The following is a 19,386-nucleotide window of genomic DNA, read 5'->3' as shown; positions in this document are numbered from 1 at the left end:
TTCAGAACCGGAGGGCCGTGACCAGGCGCTGTGCCGCCGTCGCATCGATGGAGCCGAGAGCCAACTCCGTTTCCCCGTCCACCGTTTCCCGTACGTGGACGTCGAGCGCGTCCCCGCCCGTGGTGGCGGCGACAGCGTCGCGCAGCCGCTCGGCGACCCGGGCCGCGTCGAGCGGGGCGGGCGGGGTGTCCGGATCGGGGCGGGCGGCGCCGAGCAGCCGGGCCAGGCGTTCGGCGGTGGCCGGCGAGGCGGTGCCGAGCGCGATGCGCCCGGCCCGGACCTGGATGCCCGAGAGGTCGAGGCGGTAGGCGTCGAGCACGTCGCGCAGGACCCGCGCGGCCTTGAGCGTGCGCTTCGTGCCCGTACGGAGCAGCTGGGCCAACCGGCGCGCCTCGGCGGGGGACAGTGACCCCAACCCGACCACACCGGAACGCGGTTCGGGCCCGCCCCTCTGGACCGGGACGCGGATGCCCGCCTCCCGGAGCGCCGAGGCCAGCTCGGCCGCCGCGTGCCGGGGCGCGAGGGCGTCGGGCCGCCTCACGTGATGCTCCTCTGCCGCGAACTGCGCAGGTCGGCCCAGACGTTCTTGCCGCACGGCGCGGGTTCGGAGCCCCAGTCGAAGGCCAGCCCGCCGATGAGCGCCAGCCCCCGCCCGCTCTCGGCCACCCAGTCCGGGGTGCGCGGGGTGGGAGGCGTCGGGCTGGAGTCGCCGACCGTGATCCGTACGCCGTCCGTACGGCGTTGCAGCGTCAACGTGCAGCGGGGGGAGGGGGTGTGGCGATCGACGTTGGTCAGGAGTTCGTGCGCGCAGAGTGCGGCGGTGTGCGTCAACTCCTGGAAGTCCCACAGGTCCACCAGACAGCTGACGATGCGCCGCATATGGGCGAGCGACTGCGGGTGGACGAACAACTCGTGTCGGTAGTGCGGCGGTTCGATCTCCGTCGTCACGGTCATGGCTCCTCCTGCATGGAGTGAGAGCGCGCCAGTGGATCAACGCACAGCGATGGGCCGATTGCTCTCGGCAGTGCGATGGATCGTGCCGTGAGAACGATCCCGTAGGCAAGTATTCCTTGTCGTGTTCATTCGTTCGGGTGTGTCTTGTTGAAGGCAGTTGTCGGCCTTGGAAGGGCGTGACCATCATGTGGCCATGGCTCAGAGCGATATGCCCACCATGCGCAGCCGCCGACTCGGCGGGGAACTTCGTCGGCTCAGACTGGAAGCCGGCCTCAAGGTTCAGGACGCCTCGGATGCCCTGGAATGCGGGCAGCCCAAGATCAGTCAGATCGAAAACGGCAAGCGCGGCATCCGGCCGCTGGACCTGACGACGCTGTTCAACCTCTACGGAGTCGAGGACGATCGGCACCGGGCGAACCTGCGGCGTCTGGCGAAGGAGATCCACAAGGTCGACTGGTGGAGCGGACACGGCCCGCTTCTCTACGACGCGCTCAAGGACTACCTGACGCTGGAAGCCGACTCCCAGGCGGTCCGCACGTTCGAGCCCATGCTTGTGCCCGGGCTTCTGCAGACCGAGGCGTACGCGCGTCAGGTGTTCGGAGTCGTGCCGTCTGCGGAGAAGGCCGAGAGCCTGGTGCAGACACGCATGAAGCGAAAGGAACTCCTCAACAACACGGAAGGGTTTCTGCTTCGTGCCGTCGTCGACGCACCGGCTCTGCATCGGATCAGCGGCGGCCCCAATGTCGTGCGCGAGCAGTTGCAGCACCTGCTGACGGAGGGATCCCGTCCGAATGTCACCATCCAGGTTCTTCCGCTGGATTCCGTGCTGCCCATGGAGCAGTACATGTCCTTCGCGGCCTTGAGTCTGATGCCCGAACCCCCGGTCGAAGTGGTGTGGTTGGAGCATCTGACCGGTGGTACGTTGCTTGAGCAGCGCGGGGACGTCCAGAGGTATGCGAAGGCATGGGACGAGTTGACCGCTGCCGCACTTTCCCCGAGCGCTTCCCGCCGCTACATCCGCGACCTCATCGAGGAAAGCAGCACATGAACGAGAACCTGAACCATCCGGCTGGCGAGCTGGCGACCGCGAGCTGGCACACGAGCAGCTACAGCGGTGTGAACAACAACTGCGTGGAGCATGCCGTTCTGGCCTCCGGTCGTCAGGCCGTGCGGGACACGAAGGACCGGGGTCGGGGAGCCCAGGTGTTCGGGGCCGTTTCGTGGCAGGCGTTCGTCGCCGCCGTGCGCGAGGGCGCGATCTGAGGCGGGCGCGGGCCGGCTGGTAGGGGGAACGGATTCATGGACGTGTACGAGGCCGTGGACAGCCGGCGGGCCGTCCGGGCGTTCAGTGACAAGCCGGTGCCGGTGGACGTGCTCCGGCGCGTGCTGGCCGCCGCGACGCGGGCCCCGTCGAGCGGGAACCTCCAGCCGTGGCACCTGTACGTCGTGACCGGCGAGCCCCTGGCCGAGCTGAAGCGCCGCGCGACTGCCAGGGCGGAGGCGGGGGACCTGGGGGACGACCGGGAGTACCCGATGTACCCGGCCGACATGGCCTCCCCCTACGCGGACCGGTTCGCCGCCGCTGCCGCCCAGCGGTACGCCGCACTGGGGATCGAGCGCGGCGACCCCGACCGCCCCCGGAAGATCGCCACCTTGAACGCGGGGGCGTTCGGTGCGCCGGTCGTGCTGTTCTGCTACCTCGACCGGGCGATGGGGTCCGCGCAGTGGTCGGACCTGGGGATGTACCTCCAGACGGTCATGCTGCTGCTGAGGGCGGAGGGGCTGCACAGCTGCCCGCAGATCATGTGGTCGATGTACCGGACGACCGTCGGTGAGGCGGTCGGGGCCGACGACGGGCAGATGCTGTTCTGCGGGGTCTCGGTCGGGTACGAGGACGAGAGCGTGCCCCCGCTGCGTACCGACCGGGCGGACCTGGCGGAGACGGTGCGCTTCATCGGGGGGTGAGCGGGCGGGGAAGCCGCGACGCGCAGCCGCTGAGCAGCGTTCTGCTGCGGCAGTTCCGGCGGCTTCGGCTCCTTCCTGGGCGGCCCCAAGAGGCATCACTGCCTGCTTGCCACCGTCGATCGGCCGCCGAGGAGGGGTCCAGCGCTGTCCGCCCAGGCCGGGGCGACACCCCACTGCCGTACACCGTCACACGCTGCGACCGGTGTGGGTCGACGGCATCCGGAGGCGGAGGCCGCGTAAATCCGACATGGTGTAGGTGGGATCTGACCGTGTCCAGGCGGGACAGTCATGAAGCAACCAGAGATCGATTACCGGGCGGTGTTCCAGGCGCTTCCGGGGGCGGTGGCCCTCCTGACCCCGGAGCTGTACTTCGCGGACGTCAACGAGGAGTGGCTGCGCGTGATCAACCGCAGCCGTGGGGACGTCATCGGCCACTACATGCCCGACGACTACGCCGACCGGCCGAACCATCTCAACGCGGCACGACGGTGGCCAGCGCGGTCGTCGACTGGGACGCCCGCCGCATCACGTACAGCGTCGCCGGTCATCTGCCGCCGGCGCTGCTGCGGGGCGACGGCACCGTGGAGTTCCTGGACCGGGCCACCGATCCGCCGCTCGGCGCCCGCTGTGACCTGGGGCCCTGGCCGCAGGCGACGGTGCTCTTCACCGAGGGCGCCTTCCTCGTGCTGTACACCGACGGCCTGGTCGAGCGCCGGAACGAGGACATCGACGCCGGCCTCGCCCGGCTCGCCGCCGCCCTGACCCGCCACCACGGGGCCGGGGGCGGCGGCGGGGCCGAGGCGCTGGCCGACGTCCTGCTGGCGGAGCTGCTGCCGGGGGCGGGCGCCGACGACGACACGGCCCTCGTCATCGTCGCCTTGTAGCCGATCGCCCGCGCCCCGGAACGCGGTCTACTCGGGCGCCTCGATCGTCACCGGCTTGCCCAGGTCGTAGAAGTGCTGGGTGGACGTGCTCATCACGCCGCCCGCCTCGGACTCGGCCTGCCCGCCGTAGGGCGTGAAGTCGTCCCCGAACCAGAGGATGTGCTCCCGTACGGCCGCGCCCATGAACGTGTACGGCTTCTTGTTCACGATCCGCCACGCCGTGACGTCCTCCCCGTTCTCCAGGGAGAGTACGGGCCGCTCCTGCTCGACGGTCCACTCCGGCGCCGACGCGATCATCTGGGCCGTCATCTGCGGATCGGCGAGCGCGCGGTAGAGCTTCCCCGTGGCGGCCACGATCTGCTCCTGCGGGTCACTGCTGTTCTTGTCCCCCTTGACCCACTTGCCGAGCCCCGGCGTTTTGATCCACTCCTCCTCGCCCTTGAAGACGTACGACTTCTCCCCCTCCGGCCCCGTCATCGACCCGGCCAGCGCGGACTCGTCCCCGAAGAGGAACCGCGACGTCCCCGACTCGTCCCCCGACTGCACGGCCTCCGTCCCCGATCCGTACGCCTTCAGGGCGGCCACCAGACACTTCGACAGGGCCGAACCGGCCAGGGTCGTACCGCCCTTGAGCTGGAGGCCGTCGCACTCGGACGGGGTGGCGAAGGCCGGTGCCGACGCCTTCGGGCTCTCGCTCCCGCCCCCGGGCTGGTCGGACGACGATTCCGAACGCGTCGGCTCGGCCGACCCGTCCGACGAGGAGCAGCCGGCCAGGAGGCCGACGGCGAGGAGGGTTCCTATGCACACGGAGGGGCGCAGACGTACAGGTCTCATGTTGTTCGAACTCCACTGGTCACGGACGGCCCGCGACCGCGGACCGTCTTATGGGCTCTCGCAAGTGAATCCACAGCCCCGCACCACCGGTCGTGAAGCTGTTCGCCTCACGGGCCGCGGGTGCGGGCCCTCGGATCCTACCGACCGGGTCAGACAGCCTATTTCGCCCGCAGGACCGGCCATGGCGGCCGGTGATCCGTCAGAATCGGCGCATGTTGAGAGTCGGTTCGGTTGTGCTGGGTGTTTCGGATGTGCGGCGTGCGGTGGCGTTCTGGACGGAGGCCCTGGGGTACGTCCCGCGCGGGGAGGTGACGGACGACTGGGTGGTGCTGGTCCCGGCGGACGGGCCCGGGGTGCAGGTGGCACTCGGGCTCAGCGAGTCGCCGGCCCAGGAACACCCGCGCGTCCACCTGGACCTGTACGCCGCGGACGCGGCCGACCAGGCCGCCGAGGTCGAGCGGCTGGTCTCTCTGGGCGCCCGGCACGTCGACTGGGAGCTGTACCCGGACGACCCCGACTTCGTCGTACTCGCCGACCCTGACGGCAACCGGTTCTGCGTCATCGATACGTCGCGTAACTGAGGCTCTGACGGGGGTCGTTGGGCGGCAGTCAGCGGTCAGCGGTCAGCGGTCAGCGCTCCAGGGCCTTCTTGACCTCGGCGGGCGGTGGGTTGGTCAGGGTCGACCGTTCGCCGTTCGTGCCGAGGACGACGACCGTGGGGACGGTCTCGTTGCCGTTGTTGGCGGCCCGTACCGTGGCGGCTCCGGCCGGGTCGTGCCAGATGTTGACCCAGTGCATGCGGTGGGCGCTGCGGCCGAGCCGGAGGCGCAGGCGCATGCAGTACGTGCAGCCGGGGCGCCAGAAGACGATCGGGCGGCCGTCTGCCTCGGCGCGGCGTTCCGCCTCCTGCGCGCCGATCGATCCGGGGAAGACCAGCGGCGAGTTCATGGCCGCGAGCGCCAGGAAGACCAGCAGGACCACGGCGGCCGTGACGGGGCTCCCCTTGGACGCGGGCCCGGCCGCGGCGAGCGCGCCGCAGAGGGCGAGGAGGGTCGGCAGGGTCCATACGCGCATCATGGTGCCGCAGGTTATCGGCGGGCCGGGACGGGCCTGGAGGCGGGAGGGCGGACGTGGGTGTGCGGGGCGGGGCGGCGGAGGCCGGTGGGCGGTTCGTGCTGCGGCGGTTCAACGGGGACGAGGCGTACGGCCTCGCCGAGGCCACGGTGTGCGTGATCCGGTCGTACGACGGGGGCGGGGACGGGGACGGAAGCGGGTACGGAGGCGGGGGCGACGGCGTGACCGTGTGGTTCGAGGCGCTGGCCGCTTCGGAGGGCGCCCGGCGCTGCGCCGACACGGCGGAGGCGGGCATGGTGCCGTCCGCCGAGGTGGGCGTCGGGATGACGGAGGCCGAGGCGGACATCGACCGGCTGGTCGGGCGTACGTTCCTCATGCCCGGCGTGCCCGAGGGCGAGGATTCCGCGTCGTCCCTCCTCTACTACTTCGAGCACGAGCCGCTGCGCGACAACCGGATCACCGTGGTCGCGCGCGACGGCGACCGTCTGCGGCTGCGCTGGACGGCGGAGTGCGACGACGTGAACTTCTACGACGGGAGCAAGCCTCCGACCCGGATCGAGATCGAGGGCGTCTTCCTCTACCGGGACTCCCGGGACCCGGCCGCCCCTACCAGGCCGCGGGAAGGTGCAGAGGGCTCCGGGTGAGGGCGCTGCCGCGCCATTCGACGGCGTCGACCGGCACGGTCAGGCGCAGGGCGGGCAGCCGGGCGGCCAGTCGGTGCAGGGCGAGGCGGACTTCCGCGCGGGCCAGGGAGGCGCCCAGGCAGTAGTGGTGTCCGCCGCCGAAGGCGAGGGTGGGGTGCTCCAACGGGGCGAACAGGTCGGCGAAGGGGTCGCCGGGGAAGGCCGCGGGGTCCCGGTTGGCCGCGCCGCGGTCGAGGGTGACGAGGTCCCCGGCCCGTACGGCTGCTCCGGCGATCTCCACGTCCTCCGTGGCGCGCAGCGGGTTGGTGTGTTTGCCGGGGTCGTTGAGCGGGAGCAGGTGGATCAGGCGCTCGGTCAGCCGGTCCGCGGCCGCCTCGTCGGAGCCCAGGCGGGCCCAGTCCTGCCGCCGTTCGCCCAGGAGGCAGAGGAGGCTGTTGCCCAGCATGGTCATGGTGGTGTCGTAGCCGGCCACGACGAGGGTGGTCACGAGGTTGGCGAGGTGCGTCTCGGGGATGTCGCCCTCGCGGTCGGCGGCCTGCACGAGGGTGCTGATCAGGTCCGGCCCGGGGGTGCGGCGGCGGTCGGCCATGAGGCGGGTGGTGAAATCGGTGAACTCCCGGGCGGCCTGCGCCGTTTCGTCCTCCGTCACGGAGGCGTCGGGGAAGGCGCGTTCGGTCCAGTGCAGCAGCCGGGTGTCGTCCAGGTCGTGGATTCCCAGCAGCTTGTTCATGACGGCGATGGGGAGGGGCCGGGTGTAGTGGTCGACGAGGTCGACGGGCGGGCCGTGGCGGACGAGGTCCTCGACCAACCGGTCGGCGATCCCGGCGATGGCCGGTGCGAGGTGGTCGACCGCGCGAGGGGTGAAGACCCCCTTGGCGGCGTGGCGCAGTCGGGTGTGCGGGGAGCCGTCCTGCTTGGCCATGGCGTCGGTGGTGTCGGAGAGGGGCGAGGCGGCCGCGGCGGGCAGCACGGGGCGGACGAACCGGTCGTCGGCCAGTACCGCGCGGACGTCGTCGTACCGGGTGAAGTGCCAGGCGGGGCTGGAGTCGGGCAGGGTCGTGCGCCGGGGCGGGCCGGGGGTGTCGAACGGCAGCCGGTGCAGGGGGAGGGGCTTCTCGTCGACGGTCATGATCCTCCTCGACAGGTGGTGACGCGTGACGCCGGGGCGGCGGCGTTCCGGTTCCCCCGCTGCGAACGGGTGCGGCGGGCGTCGGGCCGTGCGGCCGGGCGGTATGGCTACGGGCGGGTGTGGCGGGGGCCGGGGGACGAGTCGGAGGCGGCGCGGGAGGGAGACGCCGGGCCCGCGCCCGCGCACCAGCACCACCGCACCGGCTTGGACATAGAGTGCTGAGATCGTTACTGTACGTGCCGTGCATGTGGTTATCGCTGGTGGTCATGGCCAAGTCGCTCGCGCCGCAACCCGTCTGCTCGCGGCTCGGGGGTGGCGGGTCACCGGGCTCATCCGCCGTCCGGAGCAGGCCGACGACGTTCGTGCCGCCGGAGCGGCCCCGGTGCTCCTGGACCTGGCCACGGCGCCGGCGGAGGCGTTCGCGGAACGGATCGAGGGCGCGGACGCGGTGCTCTACGCGGCCGGTGCGGGGCTGGGGGACGCGCCCGGCCGGGCGAACCCCGTCGATCGTGACGCCGCCCTGGCCCTCGCGGACGCCGCACAGTCGGTCGGCGTCCGGCGCTACGTCATGCTCTCGTCCATGGGGGCCGCCCGGGACGCCCGGTACCCGCAGAACCCGCTCGTCGAGACCTATCTCAGGGCCAAGGGCGAGGCGGACGACGACCTGCTCTCCCGGCCCTTCCTGCACTGCACCGTGCTGCGGCCCGCATGGTTCCGCGACAGCCCGGCCACCGGCCTCGTCCAGCTCGCCGAGTCCACCGGGGTCGGCGAGGTGAGCCGGGCCGACGCGGCCGCCGTCCTCGCGGCCCTGCTCGCCGCCCCCGACACCGCGGGACTGACGCTGGAGCTCATCTCCGGCCGTACGCCCGTGGACGAGGCCGTCGCCGCCGTCGCCCGCCAGGTGGATCCCGCGTGATCGTCCGGCGTACCTGATCGTCCCCACGCCCGACTGCCCCCACGCCCGACTGCCCCCACGCCTGACCGTCCCGCGCGTCCGACCGCTGACGGCCCCGCGCGTCCGGCCGTCCCCGTGTTCTCGACCGTCCCCCGCGTCCGGCGGGGCCCTTGCCGTGGCGCCGGCCGCTCCCGGGCCCGACCTCCGGGGGCGCCCGCCGCCCGCCACGCCCCTGATCGGCCCGACGCACCCGACCCGCCTCGGCGTCCCGCGCCTGAAGGCAGGCCGCGCGCCCTCGGCCCGGCGTGACCGGGCTTCCCCGTCCCACCCCTTGTCTGATGCAGCGTCAGGTACGACGATGGCCCCGCGCCCCGTCATGTGACGGTGTGTCAGATTCGCTCGGGAGGAGGCCGTACGGTGCCGATATCGACCGCCGGGCCGCTGTCGTACGGGATGCAGCTGCCGATCCAGTCGCAGAGCACCATCTACGCCGAGGGGTGGGAGGCGGCGGCCACAGTGGCCGATCTCGTCGAGATCGCCCGGACCGCCGACCGTACCGGCTTCGCCTATCTGGCGAGCTGCGACCACGTCGCGATCCCCCGGCGGCTCGCCGGGGTGATGGGCACCGTCTGGTACGACCCGGTCGCCACGCTCGCCTTCCTCGCCGGGGTCACCGAGCGGGTGCTGCTGATGAGCCATGTCGCGGTGGTCGGGCTGCGGCATCCGCTGGCCACCGCGAAGCAGTACGCCACCCTCGACCACCTCAGTGGTGGCCGGCTGGTCCTCGGGGTCGGGGCCGGGCACGTGAAGGAGGAGTTCGAGGTGCTCGGGGCGGACTTCGAGGGGCGGGGCCGGGTGCTCGACGAGGCGGTCGACGCGCTGAAGGCGGCGCTCGGGCCCGAGGAGTACCCGGAGTTCGCGGGGGAGCGGTTCGCCTTCTCCGGGCTCGGCCAGTTGCCGCGCCCGGCGCAGGGGCGGGTGCCGGTCTGGGTGGGCGGTTCCTCGCCGGCCGCCGTGCGCCGGGCGGCCGTACGGGGCGACGGCTGGCTGCCGCAGGGCGACCCGAGGGAGAAGCTGCCCGCCCAGATCGCCCGGCTGAAGGAGCTGCGCGAGGCCGCCGGGGTCGAGGAGCCGATCGTCGTCGGCGCGATCACCGAGCCGCTGTACGTCGGTGAGCCGGGCTGGTCCGTCGGGCGGCGCACCCTCACCGGCGAGCCGGAGGCCCTCGCCGAGTCGCTGCGCGCGTACGCCGCGATGGGTGTCCACCAGATCCAGGTGCGGTTCCGCAGCCGGAGCAGTGCCGAACTCACCGACCAGATGGCGGCGTTCGCCGCCGAGGTGGCACCCCACCTCGACAAGTAGGCGCGCGGCGACCCGGTGAGCGGCCGCGACCCGGCCCGGCTCGTCGCGTCGTCGCGCTTCATCCGACACATGGACGCACTCCGTCCCGACGAGGAGTCGCACCCCCCATCTCGACATCTCGACAAGCAGGAGGGCCGGTCATGGGCAAGCTGGACGGGCGGACCGTGGTCATCAGCGGCGCGGCGCGCGGGCAGGGCGAGCAGGAGGCGCGGCTGTTCGCCGCCGAGGGGGCCAGGGTGGTGATCGCCGACGTGCTCGACGAGCAGGGCGAGGCGCTGGCCGAGGAGCTGCGGGGCGAGCTGGGCAAGGACGCCGCCCGCTTCGTCCACCTGGACGTGAGCCGGGAGGAGGACTGGCAGTCCGCGGTGGCCGTCGCGAAGGACGCGTACGGGAGGATCGACGGGCTGGTCAACAACGCGGGCATCCTGCGCTTCAACGAACTGGTGGACACGCCGCTGGCGGAGTTCCAGCAGGTGGTGCAGGTCAACCAGGTGGGAGCGTTCCTCGGGATCCGGAACGTGGCGCCCGAGATCGCGGCAGCCGGCGGCGGGACCATCGTCAACACCGCCTCGTACACCGGGCTGACCGGCATGGCCTACGTGGGCGCGTACGCCGCCACCAAGCACGCCGTGCTCGGGCTGACCCGGGTGGCGGCGATGGAGCTGGCGCCGAAGGGGATCCGGGTCAACGCCGTCTGCCCCGGGGCGGTGGACACCGCGATGACCAACCCGGCGGCGCTGGACCCGTCCGCCGACCCGGAGGCGTCGAAGGAGGCGGTGGCCGAGCTGTACCGCAAGCTCGTGCCGCTGGGCCGGATCGGGCGGCCGGAGGAGGTGGCGACCCTGGCCCTCTTCCTGACCTCGGAGGACTCCTCGTACATCACCGGACAGCCCTTCGTCATCGACGGCGGCTGGCTGGCGGGGGTCAGCCTGTTCTGACCGCCCGGCAGCGTATCTGACGCAGTGTCAGGTATTGACGGGTACGGGTGCCGGTGGAACAGTCGGACGCATCACGATCTGACGGAGCGTCAGAAACGATTGAGGACGGTGAACTCCCTTGGAATTCGGACTCTTTGTACAGGGGTACGTGCCTGCCGCGCGGGCCAGGGTCGACCCGGAGGCGGAGCACAAGGCGCTGATCGAGGAGACCGAGTACGTCATCCAGGCGGACAAGTCCGGCTTCAAGTACGCCTGGGCCTCCGAGCACCACTTCCTGGAGGAGTACTCGCACATCTCGGCCAACGACGTGTACCTGGGCTACCTCGCCCACGCCACCGACCGCATCCACCTCGGCTCGGGCATCTTCAACCCGCTCGCCCCGGTCAACCACCCGGTGAAGGTGGCCGAGAAGGTCGCCATGCTCGACCACCTCTCCGAGGGCCGCTTCGAGTTCGGCTCCGGGCGCGGGGCCGGGAGCCACGAGATCCTCGGGTTCATGCCGGGCATCACCGACATGAACCACACGAAGGAGCTGTGGGAGGAGACCATCGCCGAGTTCCCGAAGATGTGGCTCCAGGACGAGTACGTGGGCTTCCAGGGCAAGCACTGGTCGCTGCCCCCGCGCAAGATCCTGCCCAAGCCGTACGGGAAGTCGCACCCGGCGATGTGGTACGCGGCCGGCTCGCCGTCCTCGTACGCGATGGCGGGGAAGAAGGGGCTCGGCGTGCTGGGCTTCAGCGTGCAGAAGGTCTCCGACATGGAGTGGGTCGTCGAGTCCTACAAGAACGCGGTGAAGGACGCCGAACCCGTCGGGGGCTTCGTCAACGACAACGTCATGGTCACCTCCACGGCGATCTGCGCCGAGACGCACGCCAAGGCCGTCGAGATCGCGGTGGGCGGCGGGCTGAACTACCTCCAGTCGCTGCTCTTCCGTTACCACGACACCTTCCCCCGCCCCGAGGGCATCCCCGAGTGGCCCGAACTGCTCCCGGAGTACACCGAGGAGATCATCGAGCTGCTGATCGCCGAGGAGCTGATGATCTGCGGCGACCCGGACGAGGTGCTGCGCCAGTGCAAGCGGTGGGAGCAGGCGGGCGCGGACCAGCTGAGCTTCGGGATGCCGATCGGGATCGGCCGGGAGGACACCCTCAACTCGATCCGGCTGATCGGTGAGCACGTCATCCCGAAGATCGACACGGACCCGGTGCACCGCACGACCCGGTTCCGCAACGCGGCGTAACCGTACGCGGCCGCCGCGCCCGCCCGGGGCCACGCACGGCCCGGCCGCGCGGCAGTCGTACGGCAGCCGTACGTCCATGACCAGCGGCGTCTTCCCGGACCGCCGCTCCGTGGGGCCGGGGTGCGCACCGCGGCCGTGCGCACCCCGGCCGCAACACCCCGCCGCGCCAGACGCGTTCCGGAAGACCGCAGAAGCAGAAGGGAAGCCCGTCCATGCTCGACCACCTCATCCGCGGAGCGACCGTCGTGGACGGCACCGGCGGGCCCTCGTACCGCGCCGACGTCGGCATCCGGGACGGCCGCATCGCCGTCGTAGCCGAGCCCGGAACGGTCGCCGAGACCGCCGTGACCAGCGAGGACGCCACCGGTCTCGTCCTGGCGCCCGGCTTCGTCGACCCGCACACCCACTACGACGCCCAGCTCTTCTGGGACCCGTACGCCACCCCCTCGATGAACCACGGCGTCACCACCGTCGCCGGGGGCAACTGCGGCTTCACCCTCGCCCCGCTCCACCCGGACCGCCCCGAGGACGCCGACTACACCCGCCGGATGATGGCCCGGGTGGAGGGGATGGCCCTCAAGGCGCTGGAGGAGGGCGTCGAGTGGAGCTGGTCCAGCTTCCGCGAGTACCTCGACGCGCTGGAGGGGCGGATCGCGGTCAACGCCGGGTTCATGGTCGGGCACTGCGCGCTGCGCCGGCACGTCATGGGCGCCGACGCGATCGGCGGCCAGCCCACCCCCGCCCAGCTCCACGCGATGCTCGCCCTCTTCCACGACGCGATGGACGCGGGCGCCTGGGGCCTGTCCACCACCCAGTCCTCCACCCACGCCGACGGCGACGGTCAGCCCGTCGCCTCCCGGCACGCCGGGCCGGAGGAACTCCTCGCCCTGTGCAGGGCGGTCGGCGAGCACGAGGGCACCCAGATCGAGGCGATCGTCGCGGGCTGCCTCGACCAGTTCTCCGACGAGGAGATCGAGCTGCTGGTCGACATGACCGCCACCGCCGGACGCCCGCTGAACTGGAACGTCCTCACCATCGACGCCGCCGTCCCCGAACGCGTACCGCGCCAGCTCGTGCCCAGCGAACGGGCCCGCCGGGCCGGCGGCCGGATCGTCGCGCTCACCATGCCGATCCTCACCCCGATGAACATGTCGCTCGGCACCTTCTGCGCACTGAACCTGATACCCGGCTGGGGCGAGATCCTGGCCCTGCCCGTCCCCGAGCGCATCGAGCGGCTGCGTGACGCGGAGACCCGGGCCGAGATGCTGCGCCACGCCCAGAGCAAGGAGGCCGGCGTCTTCCGCCGCCTCGCCGACTTCGCCCGGTACGTCATCGGCGACACCTACAGCGCCGCCAACGAGGGACTGACCGGCCGCGTCGTCCGCGACATCGCCGCCGAACGCGGCCAGGACCCCTTCCACTGCCTGGTCGAGATCTGCGCCGCCGACGACCTGCGCACGGTGCTGTGGCCGATGCCCACCGACAACGACCCGGCCTCCTGGGCGCTGCGCCGCGAGACCTGGGAACACGAGGACGTCCTGCTCGGCGGCTCCGACGCGGGCGCCCACCTGGACCGCATGTGCGGCGCCCCGTACACCACCCGGTTCCTCGGCGACTGTCTGCGCGGGCGGAAGCTGGTCCCGCTGGAGCGGGCCGTGCGGATGCTCACCGACGACCCCGCCCAGCTCTTCGGGCTCCGCGACCGGGGCCGGATCGAGGAGGGCTTCCACGCCGACCTCGTCCTCTTCGATCCGGAGCGCATCGACGCCGGGCCCGCCACCCTCGTCCACGACCTGCCCGGCGACTCCCCGCGCCTGGACTCCAAGGCGATCGGGATCGTCTCGGTCCGGGTCAACGGCGTGGAGACCCTCCGCGACGACAAGGTGACCGGCGCGGTGCCCGGTACGGTGCTCCGCTCCGGCCGCGACACCCGGACGGTGAGCACCGCATGAGCGACGGGACGGGCGCCGTGAGCGGTACGGGCGGCAGCAAGCGGCGGCTCCTCATCGGCGGAAGCTGGGTCGAGCCCGAGCACGGCCACTACGAGGTGATCGACCCGGCCACCGAGCAGGTCGTCGGCCTCGCCCCCGAGGCGAGCCGCGCCCAGGTGTACGCGGCGGCGGCCGCCGCCCGGGAGGCGTTCACCACCTGGTCCCGCACCCGCCCCGAGGAGCGGGCCGCGATCCTGGACCGCGCGGCCGGGCTGATCCTGCGCGACCTGGACGGCAACACCGCGCTGGCCCGCGCCGAGAGCGGCGCCACCACCGGGACCGCCCGGGGCATGCAGGTCGCGGTGGGCGCCGCCCGGTTCCGCCGGTACGCGAAGGGGGCGTTGGAACCGGTCGAGGAGGCGGTGGCCCCGCAGATCAACGAGGCCGGGCCGATGGGCCGGGCGGGCGTCTTCGGGGCGATCGCGGTGCGCCAGCCGGTCGGCGTCGTCTCCTGCATCACCTCGTACAACAACCCCTGGGCCAACCCGGCCGGCAAGGTGGCCCCCGCGCTGGCCATGGGCAACACGGTCGTGGTGAAGCCCGCCCCGCAGGACCCGCTCTCCGTCTACCGGATGGCCGAGGCGCTCCAGGAGGCGGGCGCCCCGCCCGGCGTCGTCAACGTCGTCACCGCCTCCGGCCCGGAGGCGGGCGAGGCCGCCGTCGACTCCGCGGACGTCGACATGGTCAGCTTCACCGGCTCCACCTCGGTCGGGCAGAAGATCGCCGAGGTGTGCGGGCGGTCCATGAAGCGGCAGTTGATGGAGCTGGGCGGCAAGGGCGCCGCCGTCGTGCTGGAGGACGCCGACCTGGACGCGGCGGCGTCCGGCATCGGCACCACGTTCTCCTTCTACAGCGGCCAGATCTGCACCGCCCCGACCCGGGTGCTCGTCCAGCGCGGCGTCCACGACGCCCTGCTCGCCAGGCTCGCCGCCTACGCCGGACACCTCAAGGTGGGGGACCCGGCGGTCCGGGGAACGGTGGTCGGCCCGGTCATCTCCGCCGCCCACCGCGACCGCGTCGAGTCCTACGTCGAACTGGGCCGGAAGGAAGGTGCGCGGGTCGTCACCGGCGGCGAGCGCCCGGCCGGGCCCGACGGGCGCGGCTTCTACGTCGCCCCCACCCTCCTCGCCGACTGCACCAACGACATGCGGGTGGTCCGCGAGGAGATCTTCGGCCCGGTCGTCGTGGTCGTCCCCTTCGACGACGAGGACGAGGCCGTCGCCCTCGCCAACGACAGCGACTACGGGCTGATCGACTACGTCTGGTCCTCGGACGTGGCCCGCGCTTTCCGGGTCGCCCGTCGGCTGCGCGCCGGAGGGGTCGGGATCAACACCATCGGACGGAACATGGAGGCCCCGTTCGGCGGGTTCAAGCGGAGCGGCGTGGGCCGCGACGTCGGCTCGTACGCCCTGCACGCCTACAGCGAACTCCAGTCGATCGTCTGGCCCGGCTGAGCCCCCCGCTTCCGTGCTGTCCGGCCGGGTCCGGTGTCGTCCGGCCGGACAGCGGTGGTGTCCGGCCGGGCCGGAGGAGGGGAGTGCCGGACGTCACGGGAAACTTTGGAACCGTGCAAAACGGGCATGGCTGCGGGAACCGTACGGCGCTGCGATCTCGACTTGGCCTTGCATCAGAAGGCCGGAAACGCATGTACCCTTCAATTAAATCCTGCGGCGCCGAATCGTCGCCCAAAATTCAAGGATGAGACGGCCGAGTCTCACCCCCGAAATGTGGAAATCGCAGGGTTTATCGTCCTTTTCATGACTGAGCTGGACGTGCGGCCACGGGCCGGAGACTCGGCACGGAGCACCGCTCCGGCCGACGGGGGCGTGCGGGGGAAGGGGCTCGGCGGGAACTCCGTCGGGCTGATGGGCAGTGCGGTGATCGGCATCTCCACCGTCGCCCCGGTCTACTGCCTCACCTCCACCCTCGGCTCCACCGCCGGTGAGGTCGGGCTCCAGATGCCCGCCGTCTTCCTCGCGGGCTTCCTCCCGATGCTGCTCGTCGCCTTCGCGTACCGCGAGCTGAACAAGGCGATGCCGGACTGCGGCACCTCCTTCACCTGGACGGTCAAGGCGTTCGGGCCCAAGCTCGGCTGGATGTGCGGCTGGGGCCTGGTGATCGCGACGATCATCGTGCTGTCCAACCTGGCGGGCGTCGCCACCTCGTTCTTCTGGCTCCTCGCCGGCGAGGTCACCAACAGCGACGCGATCGCCGCGCTCGACCACAACAAGGCCGTCCACATCGTGACCTGCCTCGCCCTGATCGCGGTCGCCACGGCGATCAGCTACCGGGGGATGACGGCCACCAAGGGGCTCCAGTACGGCCTGGTGGCACTGCAACTCGTGGTGTTGGCGCTGTTCGTGGTGATGGCGGTGCAGAAGGCGAAGAGCGGGGCGTTCGCCACCTCGATGGACTTCTCCTGGTCCTGGCTCAATCCGTTCGCCGTGAAGTCCTTCGCCACGTTCACCGCCGGCCTCTCCCTGTCGATCTTCATGTTCTGGGGCTGGGACGCCTGTCTGACCGCCAACGAGGAGACCGTCGGCAGCGAGAAGACCCCGGGCCGGGCCGCGCTGATCGCGATGGTCGTGCTCGTCGGCTCCTACCTGGCGACCGCGGTCGCCGCGCAGATGGCCGTCGGCTCGGGCACCACCGGCCTGGGCCTGGCCAACTCCGACACCTCGGACAACGTCTTCGCCAACCTCGCGGGCCCGATCATGGGGCCGGGCCTGGGCGTCCTGCTCTTCGTCGCGGTGCTCGCCTCGGCCGCCGCCAGCCTCCAGACCACCTTCATCCCGGTGGCCCGCACGGTCCTCGCGATGTCCACGTACGAGGCCCTGCCCGCCTCGTACGCCCGTGTCCACCCGCGGTTCCGCACCCCGGGGAAGGCCACCATCACGGCGGGTGTCGCGACCGGCGTCTTCTACACGGTGATGACCCTGGTCAGCGAGCACGTCCTGGTCGACACGATCTACGCGCTCGGCCTCATGATCTGCTTCTACTACGCGCTGACCGCCTTCGGCTGCGTCTGGTTCTTCCGCGCCGACCTGACCCGCTCCTTCCGCGACCTGGTCTTCAAGGGCCTCTTCCCGGGCGTCGGAGGCCTCCTGCTCACCGCCGTGTTCGGCAAGACCCTCTACGACATGTGGAACCCGGCGTACGGCTCCGGCTCCTCGGTCTTCGGGGTCGGCTCGGTCTTCGTCATCGGGGTCGGGCTGCTGGTGCTCGGGGTGGTGCTGATGCTGGTGATGCAGCGGCGCAGCCCGGCGTTCTTCCGCGGCGAGGTCCTGACCCGCGAGACGCCCTCGCTGGTCGTCGAGGACTGAGCCCGTCTCCTGCCTGTACGGGCCGTGCGTGGCCGGAATTAATCCGGTGCGCGCGGCCCTGGGCCGGGTTACGGTTCGCGGCATGTTCTTCATGTTCCAGATCTACGGCTGACACGGGGCGGGGCACGCTCCCCGCCCGGCCCGATCGCGCCCCCGCGGTGTTTCGTCCCCGCGCGGCCGGTGCATCGGGCTGTCGTGTCTTCATCCACCACGGATATCCGCCACGGATCTGAAACGAGTGATCTCCCATGTCACGCACGCCCCGTACGTCCCGTCGCCGTGCCCACATCGCGATGATCGGCATTCCGGCCGTCAGCCACGTCCTGCCCAGCCTGGAAGTCATCCGTGAGCTGGTCGCCCGGGGCCACCGGGTGACGTACGCCAACTCCCCGGCGGTCGCCGAGCTGATCGAGGCCACCGGCGCGGAGTTCGTCCACTGCGACTCCCTCCTCCCGGTCGCCGACAACGACTGGCCCGAGGACCCCATCGGCGCGATGGGCGTCTTCCTCGACGACTCCGTCCAGGCCCTTCCGCAACTGCGGGCCGTATACGACCCCGACCCCGCCGACCTGTACCTGTACGACATCGGTGCCTTCGCCGCGCGCGCCCTCGCCGAGGGGCAGCGCCGCCCCTTCCTGCAGCTGTCCCCGACGTACGTGGCCTGGGACGGCTACGAGGAGGACGTCGCGGCCCACATCTGGGCGCTGCCCGGCGCCGACGAGTACCGCGCCCGGTTCGACCGCTGGCTGGCCGGGTGCGGGGCGACGACCACGAAGATGGAGGTCTTCTGCGGTCGGCCCCAGAACACCGTGGCGACGGTCCCGAGGGCCATGCAGCCGCACGCCGACCGGGTCGACACCAGCACCGTCACCTTCGTCGGCCCCTGCTTCGGTACCCGGGTGCAGGACGGCGACTGGACGCGTCCGGCCGGGGCGGAGAAGGTGCTGCTCGTCTCGATGGGCTCCGCGCTCACCCGGCTGCCCGAGTTCTACCGCCAGTGCCTGGCCGCCTTCGGTGACCTGCCGGGCTGGCACGTGGTGCTCCAGATCGGGAAGTACACCGACCCGGCGGAACTCGGTGAGATCCCGGCCAACGTCGAGGTGCACTCCTGGGTGCCGCAACTCGCGATCCTGGAGCAGGCCGACGCCTTCGTCACCCACGCGGGCATGGGCGGCAGCAGCGAGGGGCTCTACGCCGGCGTGCCGATGATCGCGGTACCCCAGTCGGCCGACCAGCCCACCAACGCCGACCGGCTGGTCGAGCTGGGCGTGGCCCGCCGCATCGACACCGAGGACGCCACCGCCGAGGCGCTGCGCACGGCCCTGCTGGAGCTCACCGCCGACCCGGAGGTGGCCCGCCGCTCGGCGCGGCTGCGGGCCGACGCGCGGGCCGAGGGCGGCACGCAGCGGGCCGCCGACCTGATCGAGGAGATGCTCGACCGGGGGTGACGCGGGTCGGCCGGGCTGATGGCCTGAGCGGTGGCTTGAGCCGGTTGGCCTGAACAGGTCTGCCGGTCCGGTTCGCTGGTCCGGGTCGTGGTCAGGAGGGTGCGCCGCCGCCCTCCTCGGCCGCGACCTGGGCCAGCGTCCGCCCCGTACGGGCGGAGCGGGCGCGGTACGGGTCGGGGGCGTCCGGCCCGGCGTGGGTGGCCCGGCCGTCCTTGGCCTTGATCAGCAGCCACACCTCCTCGCCGGGGACGGAGGTCCCGTCGCCGCCCTTGAAACGGGTGAGGGCGAACTCGCCGTGCAGCTTGGTCCCGTCGAGCCAGAACGTCGCGTGCCCGTCCGCCAGGGACTGTTCGAACGGCACGGGCGCGCCCCACCGGTCGTGGCTGAGCGGCCGGTAGGTGCCCTGGTCCCAGACGATGACGGTGCCGCCGCCGTACTCGCCCCGGGCGATGACGCCCTCGAAGGTGCGGTACTCCAGCGGGTGGTCCTGGGTCGGTACGGCCAGCCGTCGCACCCGGGGGTTCTCCGAGGGCCCGCGCGGTACGGCCCAGGACTTCAGCACACCCCCGACCTCCAGCCGGAAGTCGAAGTGCATGCGCCGCGCCTGGTGGATCTGAACGACGAAACAGGGGGCTGGGCCCGCCGGTCCGCCGTTGCCGGTCCCGTTCATCCGACACCTCCTCCGGCCGCCCCCGCCCGGTGGTT

The 19,386-nt window shown here is 71.8% G+C and carries 19 protein-coding genes and 1 pseudogene; 14 read left to right on the top strand and 6 right to left on the bottom strand.

The features are described from left to right. Nucleotide 1 precedes the first annotated feature (1 nt). Nucleotides 2-541 (bottom strand): hypothetical protein, encoded by a 540-nt coding sequence (locus ACWC97_RS28375; RefSeq protein WP_352278581.1) that lies wholly within the window; start codon nucleotides 539-541, stop codon nucleotides 2-4. After that, a complete protein-coding gene (locus ACWC97_RS28370) occupies nucleotides 538-954 on the bottom strand; it encodes an ATP-binding protein (RefSeq protein WP_352278583.1) in 417 nt (138 codons plus the stop codon). The genes ACWC97_RS28375 and ACWC97_RS28370 overlap by 4 nt, the downstream gene beginning before the upstream one ends. Before the next feature lie 193 nt (nucleotides 955-1,147). Between ACWC97_RS28370 and ACWC97_RS28365 the strand changes: the two genes are divergently transcribed. The 4 genes and pseudogenes from ACWC97_RS28365 to ACWC97_RS28350 form a co-directional block, all read left to right on the top strand. Beyond that, nucleotides 1,148-2,002: a helix-turn-helix domain-containing protein gene (locus tag ACWC97_RS28365; protein ID WP_352278584.1), complete on the top strand. Its 855-nt coding sequence runs from the start codon at nucleotides 1,148-1,150 to the stop codon at nucleotides 2,000-2,002. Then, the gene (locus ACWC97_RS28360) at nucleotides 1,999-2,217 is read left to right on the top strand and encodes a DUF397 domain-containing protein (RefSeq protein WP_352278585.1); all 219 of its coding nucleotides are present in this window, start codon (nucleotides 1,999-2,001) and stop codon (nucleotides 2,215-2,217) included. The genes ACWC97_RS28365 and ACWC97_RS28360 overlap by 4 nt, the downstream gene beginning before the upstream one ends. Before the next feature lie 36 nt (nucleotides 2,218-2,253). Then, nucleotides 2,254-2,919, top strand: a complete 666-nt coding sequence (locus ACWC97_RS28355; RefSeq protein ID WP_450652326.1) for a nitroreductase — start codon at nucleotides 2,254-2,256, stop codon at nucleotides 2,917-2,919. A gap of 482 nt (nucleotides 2,920-3,401) precedes the next feature. Further along, nucleotides 3,402-3,803: pseudogene (locus ACWC97_RS28350) on the top strand (PP2C family protein-serine/threonine phosphatase); the annotation flags it as partial. 27 nt (nucleotides 3,804-3,830) lie between these two features. Here the strand turns inward: ACWC97_RS28350 and ACWC97_RS28345 are convergent. Beyond that, the gene (locus tag ACWC97_RS28345) at nucleotides 3,831-4,637 is read right to left on the bottom strand and encodes a hypothetical protein (protein ID WP_450652324.1); all 807 of its coding nucleotides are present in this window, start codon (nucleotides 4,635-4,637) and stop codon (nucleotides 3,831-3,833) included. A 212-nt stretch (nucleotides 4,638-4,849) separates the two neighbouring features. Between ACWC97_RS28345 and ACWC97_RS28340 the strand changes: the two genes are divergently transcribed. Then, the gene (locus ACWC97_RS28340; protein WP_450652322.1) at nucleotides 4,850-5,218 is read left to right on the top strand and encodes a VOC family protein; all 369 of its coding nucleotides are present in this window, start codon (nucleotides 4,850-4,852) and stop codon (nucleotides 5,216-5,218) included. Between the two features lie 49 nt (nucleotides 5,219-5,267). On the opposite strand, the gene ACWC97_RS28335 is transcribed toward ACWC97_RS28340, so the two are convergent. After that, on the bottom strand, nucleotides 5,268-5,714 hold the full coding sequence (locus ACWC97_RS28335; RefSeq protein WP_352278590.1) for a glutaredoxin domain-containing protein: 447 nt from the start codon (nucleotides 5,712-5,714) through the stop codon (nucleotides 5,268-5,270). A gap of 53 nt (nucleotides 5,715-5,767) precedes the next feature. Here ACWC97_RS28335 and ACWC97_RS28330 point away from each other — a divergent pair, with 53 nt between their 5' ends. Further along, nucleotides 5,768-6,355 (top strand): hypothetical protein, encoded by a 588-nt coding sequence (locus tag ACWC97_RS28330; RefSeq protein ID WP_352278591.1) that lies wholly within the window; start codon nucleotides 5,768-5,770, stop codon nucleotides 6,353-6,355. On the opposite strand, the gene ACWC97_RS28325 is transcribed toward ACWC97_RS28330, so the two are convergent. Continuing rightward, complete coding sequence (locus tag ACWC97_RS28325) at nucleotides 6,318-7,484, bottom strand: cytochrome P450 (RefSeq protein WP_450652319.1); 1,167 nt, start codon at nucleotides 7,482-7,484, stop codon at nucleotides 6,318-6,320. The genes ACWC97_RS28330 and ACWC97_RS28325 overlap by 38 nt on opposite strands. A 241-nt stretch (nucleotides 7,485-7,725) precedes the next feature. On the opposite strand from ACWC97_RS28325, the gene ACWC97_RS28320 reads away from it, so the two are divergent. The 8 genes from ACWC97_RS28320 to ACWC97_RS28285 all read left to right on the top strand — a co-directional run bounded on the left by ACWC97_RS28320 (nucleotide 7,726) and on the right by ACWC97_RS28285 (nucleotide 18,681). After that, the gene (locus ACWC97_RS28320) at nucleotides 7,726-8,400 is read left to right on the top strand and encodes an NAD(P)H-binding protein (protein ID WP_450652317.1); all 675 of its coding nucleotides are present in this window, start codon (nucleotides 7,726-7,728) and stop codon (nucleotides 8,398-8,400) included. Nucleotides 8,401-8,796: 396 nt separating this feature from the next. Beyond that, nucleotides 8,797-9,741, top strand: coding sequence for an LLM class F420-dependent oxidoreductase (locus ACWC97_RS28315; protein WP_392280848.1), 945 nt, complete (start codon nucleotides 8,797-8,799; stop codon nucleotides 9,739-9,741). A 140-nt stretch (nucleotides 9,742-9,881) separates the two neighbouring features. After that, entirely contained in the window at nucleotides 9,882-10,679 is a 798-nt protein-coding gene (locus ACWC97_RS28310) for an SDR family NAD(P)-dependent oxidoreductase (RefSeq protein ID WP_352278596.1), read from the top strand. 118 nt (nucleotides 10,680-10,797) lie between these two features. Further along, nucleotides 10,798-11,919: an LLM class flavin-dependent oxidoreductase gene (locus ACWC97_RS28305; protein WP_352278597.1), complete on the top strand. Its 1,122-nt coding sequence runs from the start codon at nucleotides 10,798-10,800 to the stop codon at nucleotides 11,917-11,919. Nucleotides 11,920-12,131: 212 nt separating this feature from the next. Further along, the gene (locus ACWC97_RS28300; protein WP_352278598.1) at nucleotides 12,132-13,871 is read left to right on the top strand and encodes an N-acyl-D-amino-acid deacylase family protein; all 1,740 of its coding nucleotides are present in this window, start codon (nucleotides 12,132-12,134) and stop codon (nucleotides 13,869-13,871) included. Next, a complete protein-coding gene (locus tag ACWC97_RS28295) occupies nucleotides 13,868-15,364 on the top strand; it encodes an aldehyde dehydrogenase family protein (RefSeq protein ID WP_352278600.1) in 1,497 nt (498 codons plus the stop codon). Before ACWC97_RS28300 ends, ACWC97_RS28295 begins: the two co-directional genes overlap by 4 nt. Before the next feature lie 303 nt (nucleotides 15,365-15,667). Further along, nucleotides 15,668-17,233 carry an APC family permease gene (locus tag ACWC97_RS28290; RefSeq protein ID WP_352278602.1) on the top strand — a complete coding sequence of 522 codons (1,566 nt, stop codon included), beginning with the start codon at nucleotides 15,668-15,670 and terminating at the stop codon, nucleotides 17,231-17,233. Between the two features lie 248 nt (nucleotides 17,234-17,481). Further along, nucleotides 17,482-18,681, top strand: coding sequence for a macrolide family glycosyltransferase (locus ACWC97_RS28285; RefSeq protein ID WP_450652313.1), 1,200 nt, complete (start codon nucleotides 17,482-17,484; stop codon nucleotides 18,679-18,681). Between the two features lie 91 nt (nucleotides 18,682-18,772). On the opposite strand, the gene ACWC97_RS28280 is transcribed toward ACWC97_RS28285, so the two are convergent. After that, nucleotides 18,773-19,351, bottom strand: a complete 579-nt coding sequence (locus ACWC97_RS28280; protein ID WP_450652311.1) for a DNA polymerase ligase N-terminal domain-containing protein — start codon at nucleotides 19,349-19,351, stop codon at nucleotides 18,773-18,775. Between the last annotated feature and the right edge of the window lie 35 nt (nucleotides 19,352-19,386).

Source organism: Streptomyces sp. NPDC001108 (assembly GCF_053598535.1).
Note: the sequence above shows the minus strand (reverse complement) of the source record. Positions and strands in the feature narration are given on the sequence as shown.

What these genes read in the sequence shown, in the direction of transcription:
- ACWC97_RS28300 (WP_352278598.1), top strand. Translation starts at nt 12,132, where the DNA reads ATGCTCGACCACCTCATCCGCGGAGCGACCGTCGTGGACGGCACCGGC.
- ACWC97_RS28325 (WP_450652319.1), bottom strand. Translation starts at nt 7,484, where the DNA reads ATGACCGTCGACGAGAAGCCCCTCCCCCTGCACCGGCTGCCGTTCGAC.
- ACWC97_RS28370 (WP_352278583.1), bottom strand. Translation starts at nt 954, where the DNA reads ATGACCGTGACGACGGAGATCGAACCGCCGCACTACCGACACGAGTTG.
- ACWC97_RS28310 (WP_352278596.1), top strand. Translation starts at nt 9,882, where the DNA reads ATGGGCAAGCTGGACGGGCGGACCGTGGTCATCAGCGGCGCGGCGCGC.
- ACWC97_RS28355 (WP_450652326.1), top strand. Translation starts at nt 2,254, where the DNA reads ATGGACGTGTACGAGGCCGTGGACAGCCGGCGGGCCGTCCGGGCGTTC.
- ACWC97_RS28340 (WP_450652322.1), top strand. Translation starts at nt 4,850, where the DNA reads ATGTTGAGAGTCGGTTCGGTTGTGCTGGGTGTTTCGGATGTGCGGCGT.
- ACWC97_RS28290 (WP_352278602.1), top strand. Translation starts at nt 15,668, where the DNA reads ATGACTGAGCTGGACGTGCGGCCACGGGCCGGAGACTCGGCACGGAGC.
- ACWC97_RS28345 (WP_450652324.1), bottom strand. Translation starts at nt 4,637, where the DNA reads ATGAGACCTGTACGTCTGCGCCCCTCCGTGTGCATAGGAACCCTCCTC.
- ACWC97_RS28360 (WP_352278585.1), top strand. Translation starts at nt 1,999, where the DNA reads ATGAACGAGAACCTGAACCATCCGGCTGGCGAGCTGGCGACCGCGAGC.
- ACWC97_RS28365 (WP_352278584.1), top strand. Translation starts at nt 1,148, where the DNA reads ATGGCTCAGAGCGATATGCCCACCATGCGCAGCCGCCGACTCGGCGGG.
- ACWC97_RS28335 (WP_352278590.1), bottom strand. Translation starts at nt 5,714, where the DNA reads ATGATGCGCGTATGGACCCTGCCGACCCTCCTCGCCCTCTGCGGCGCG.
- ACWC97_RS28285 (WP_450652313.1), top strand. Translation starts at nt 17,482, where the DNA reads ATGTCACGCACGCCCCGTACGTCCCGTCGCCGTGCCCACATCGCGATG.
- ACWC97_RS28295 (WP_352278600.1), top strand. Translation starts at nt 13,868, where the DNA reads ATGAGCGACGGGACGGGCGCCGTGAGCGGTACGGGCGGCAGCAAGCGG.
- ACWC97_RS28280 (WP_450652311.1), bottom strand. Translation starts at nt 19,351, where the DNA reads ATGAACGGGACCGGCAACGGCGGACCGGCGGGCCCAGCCCCCTGTTTC.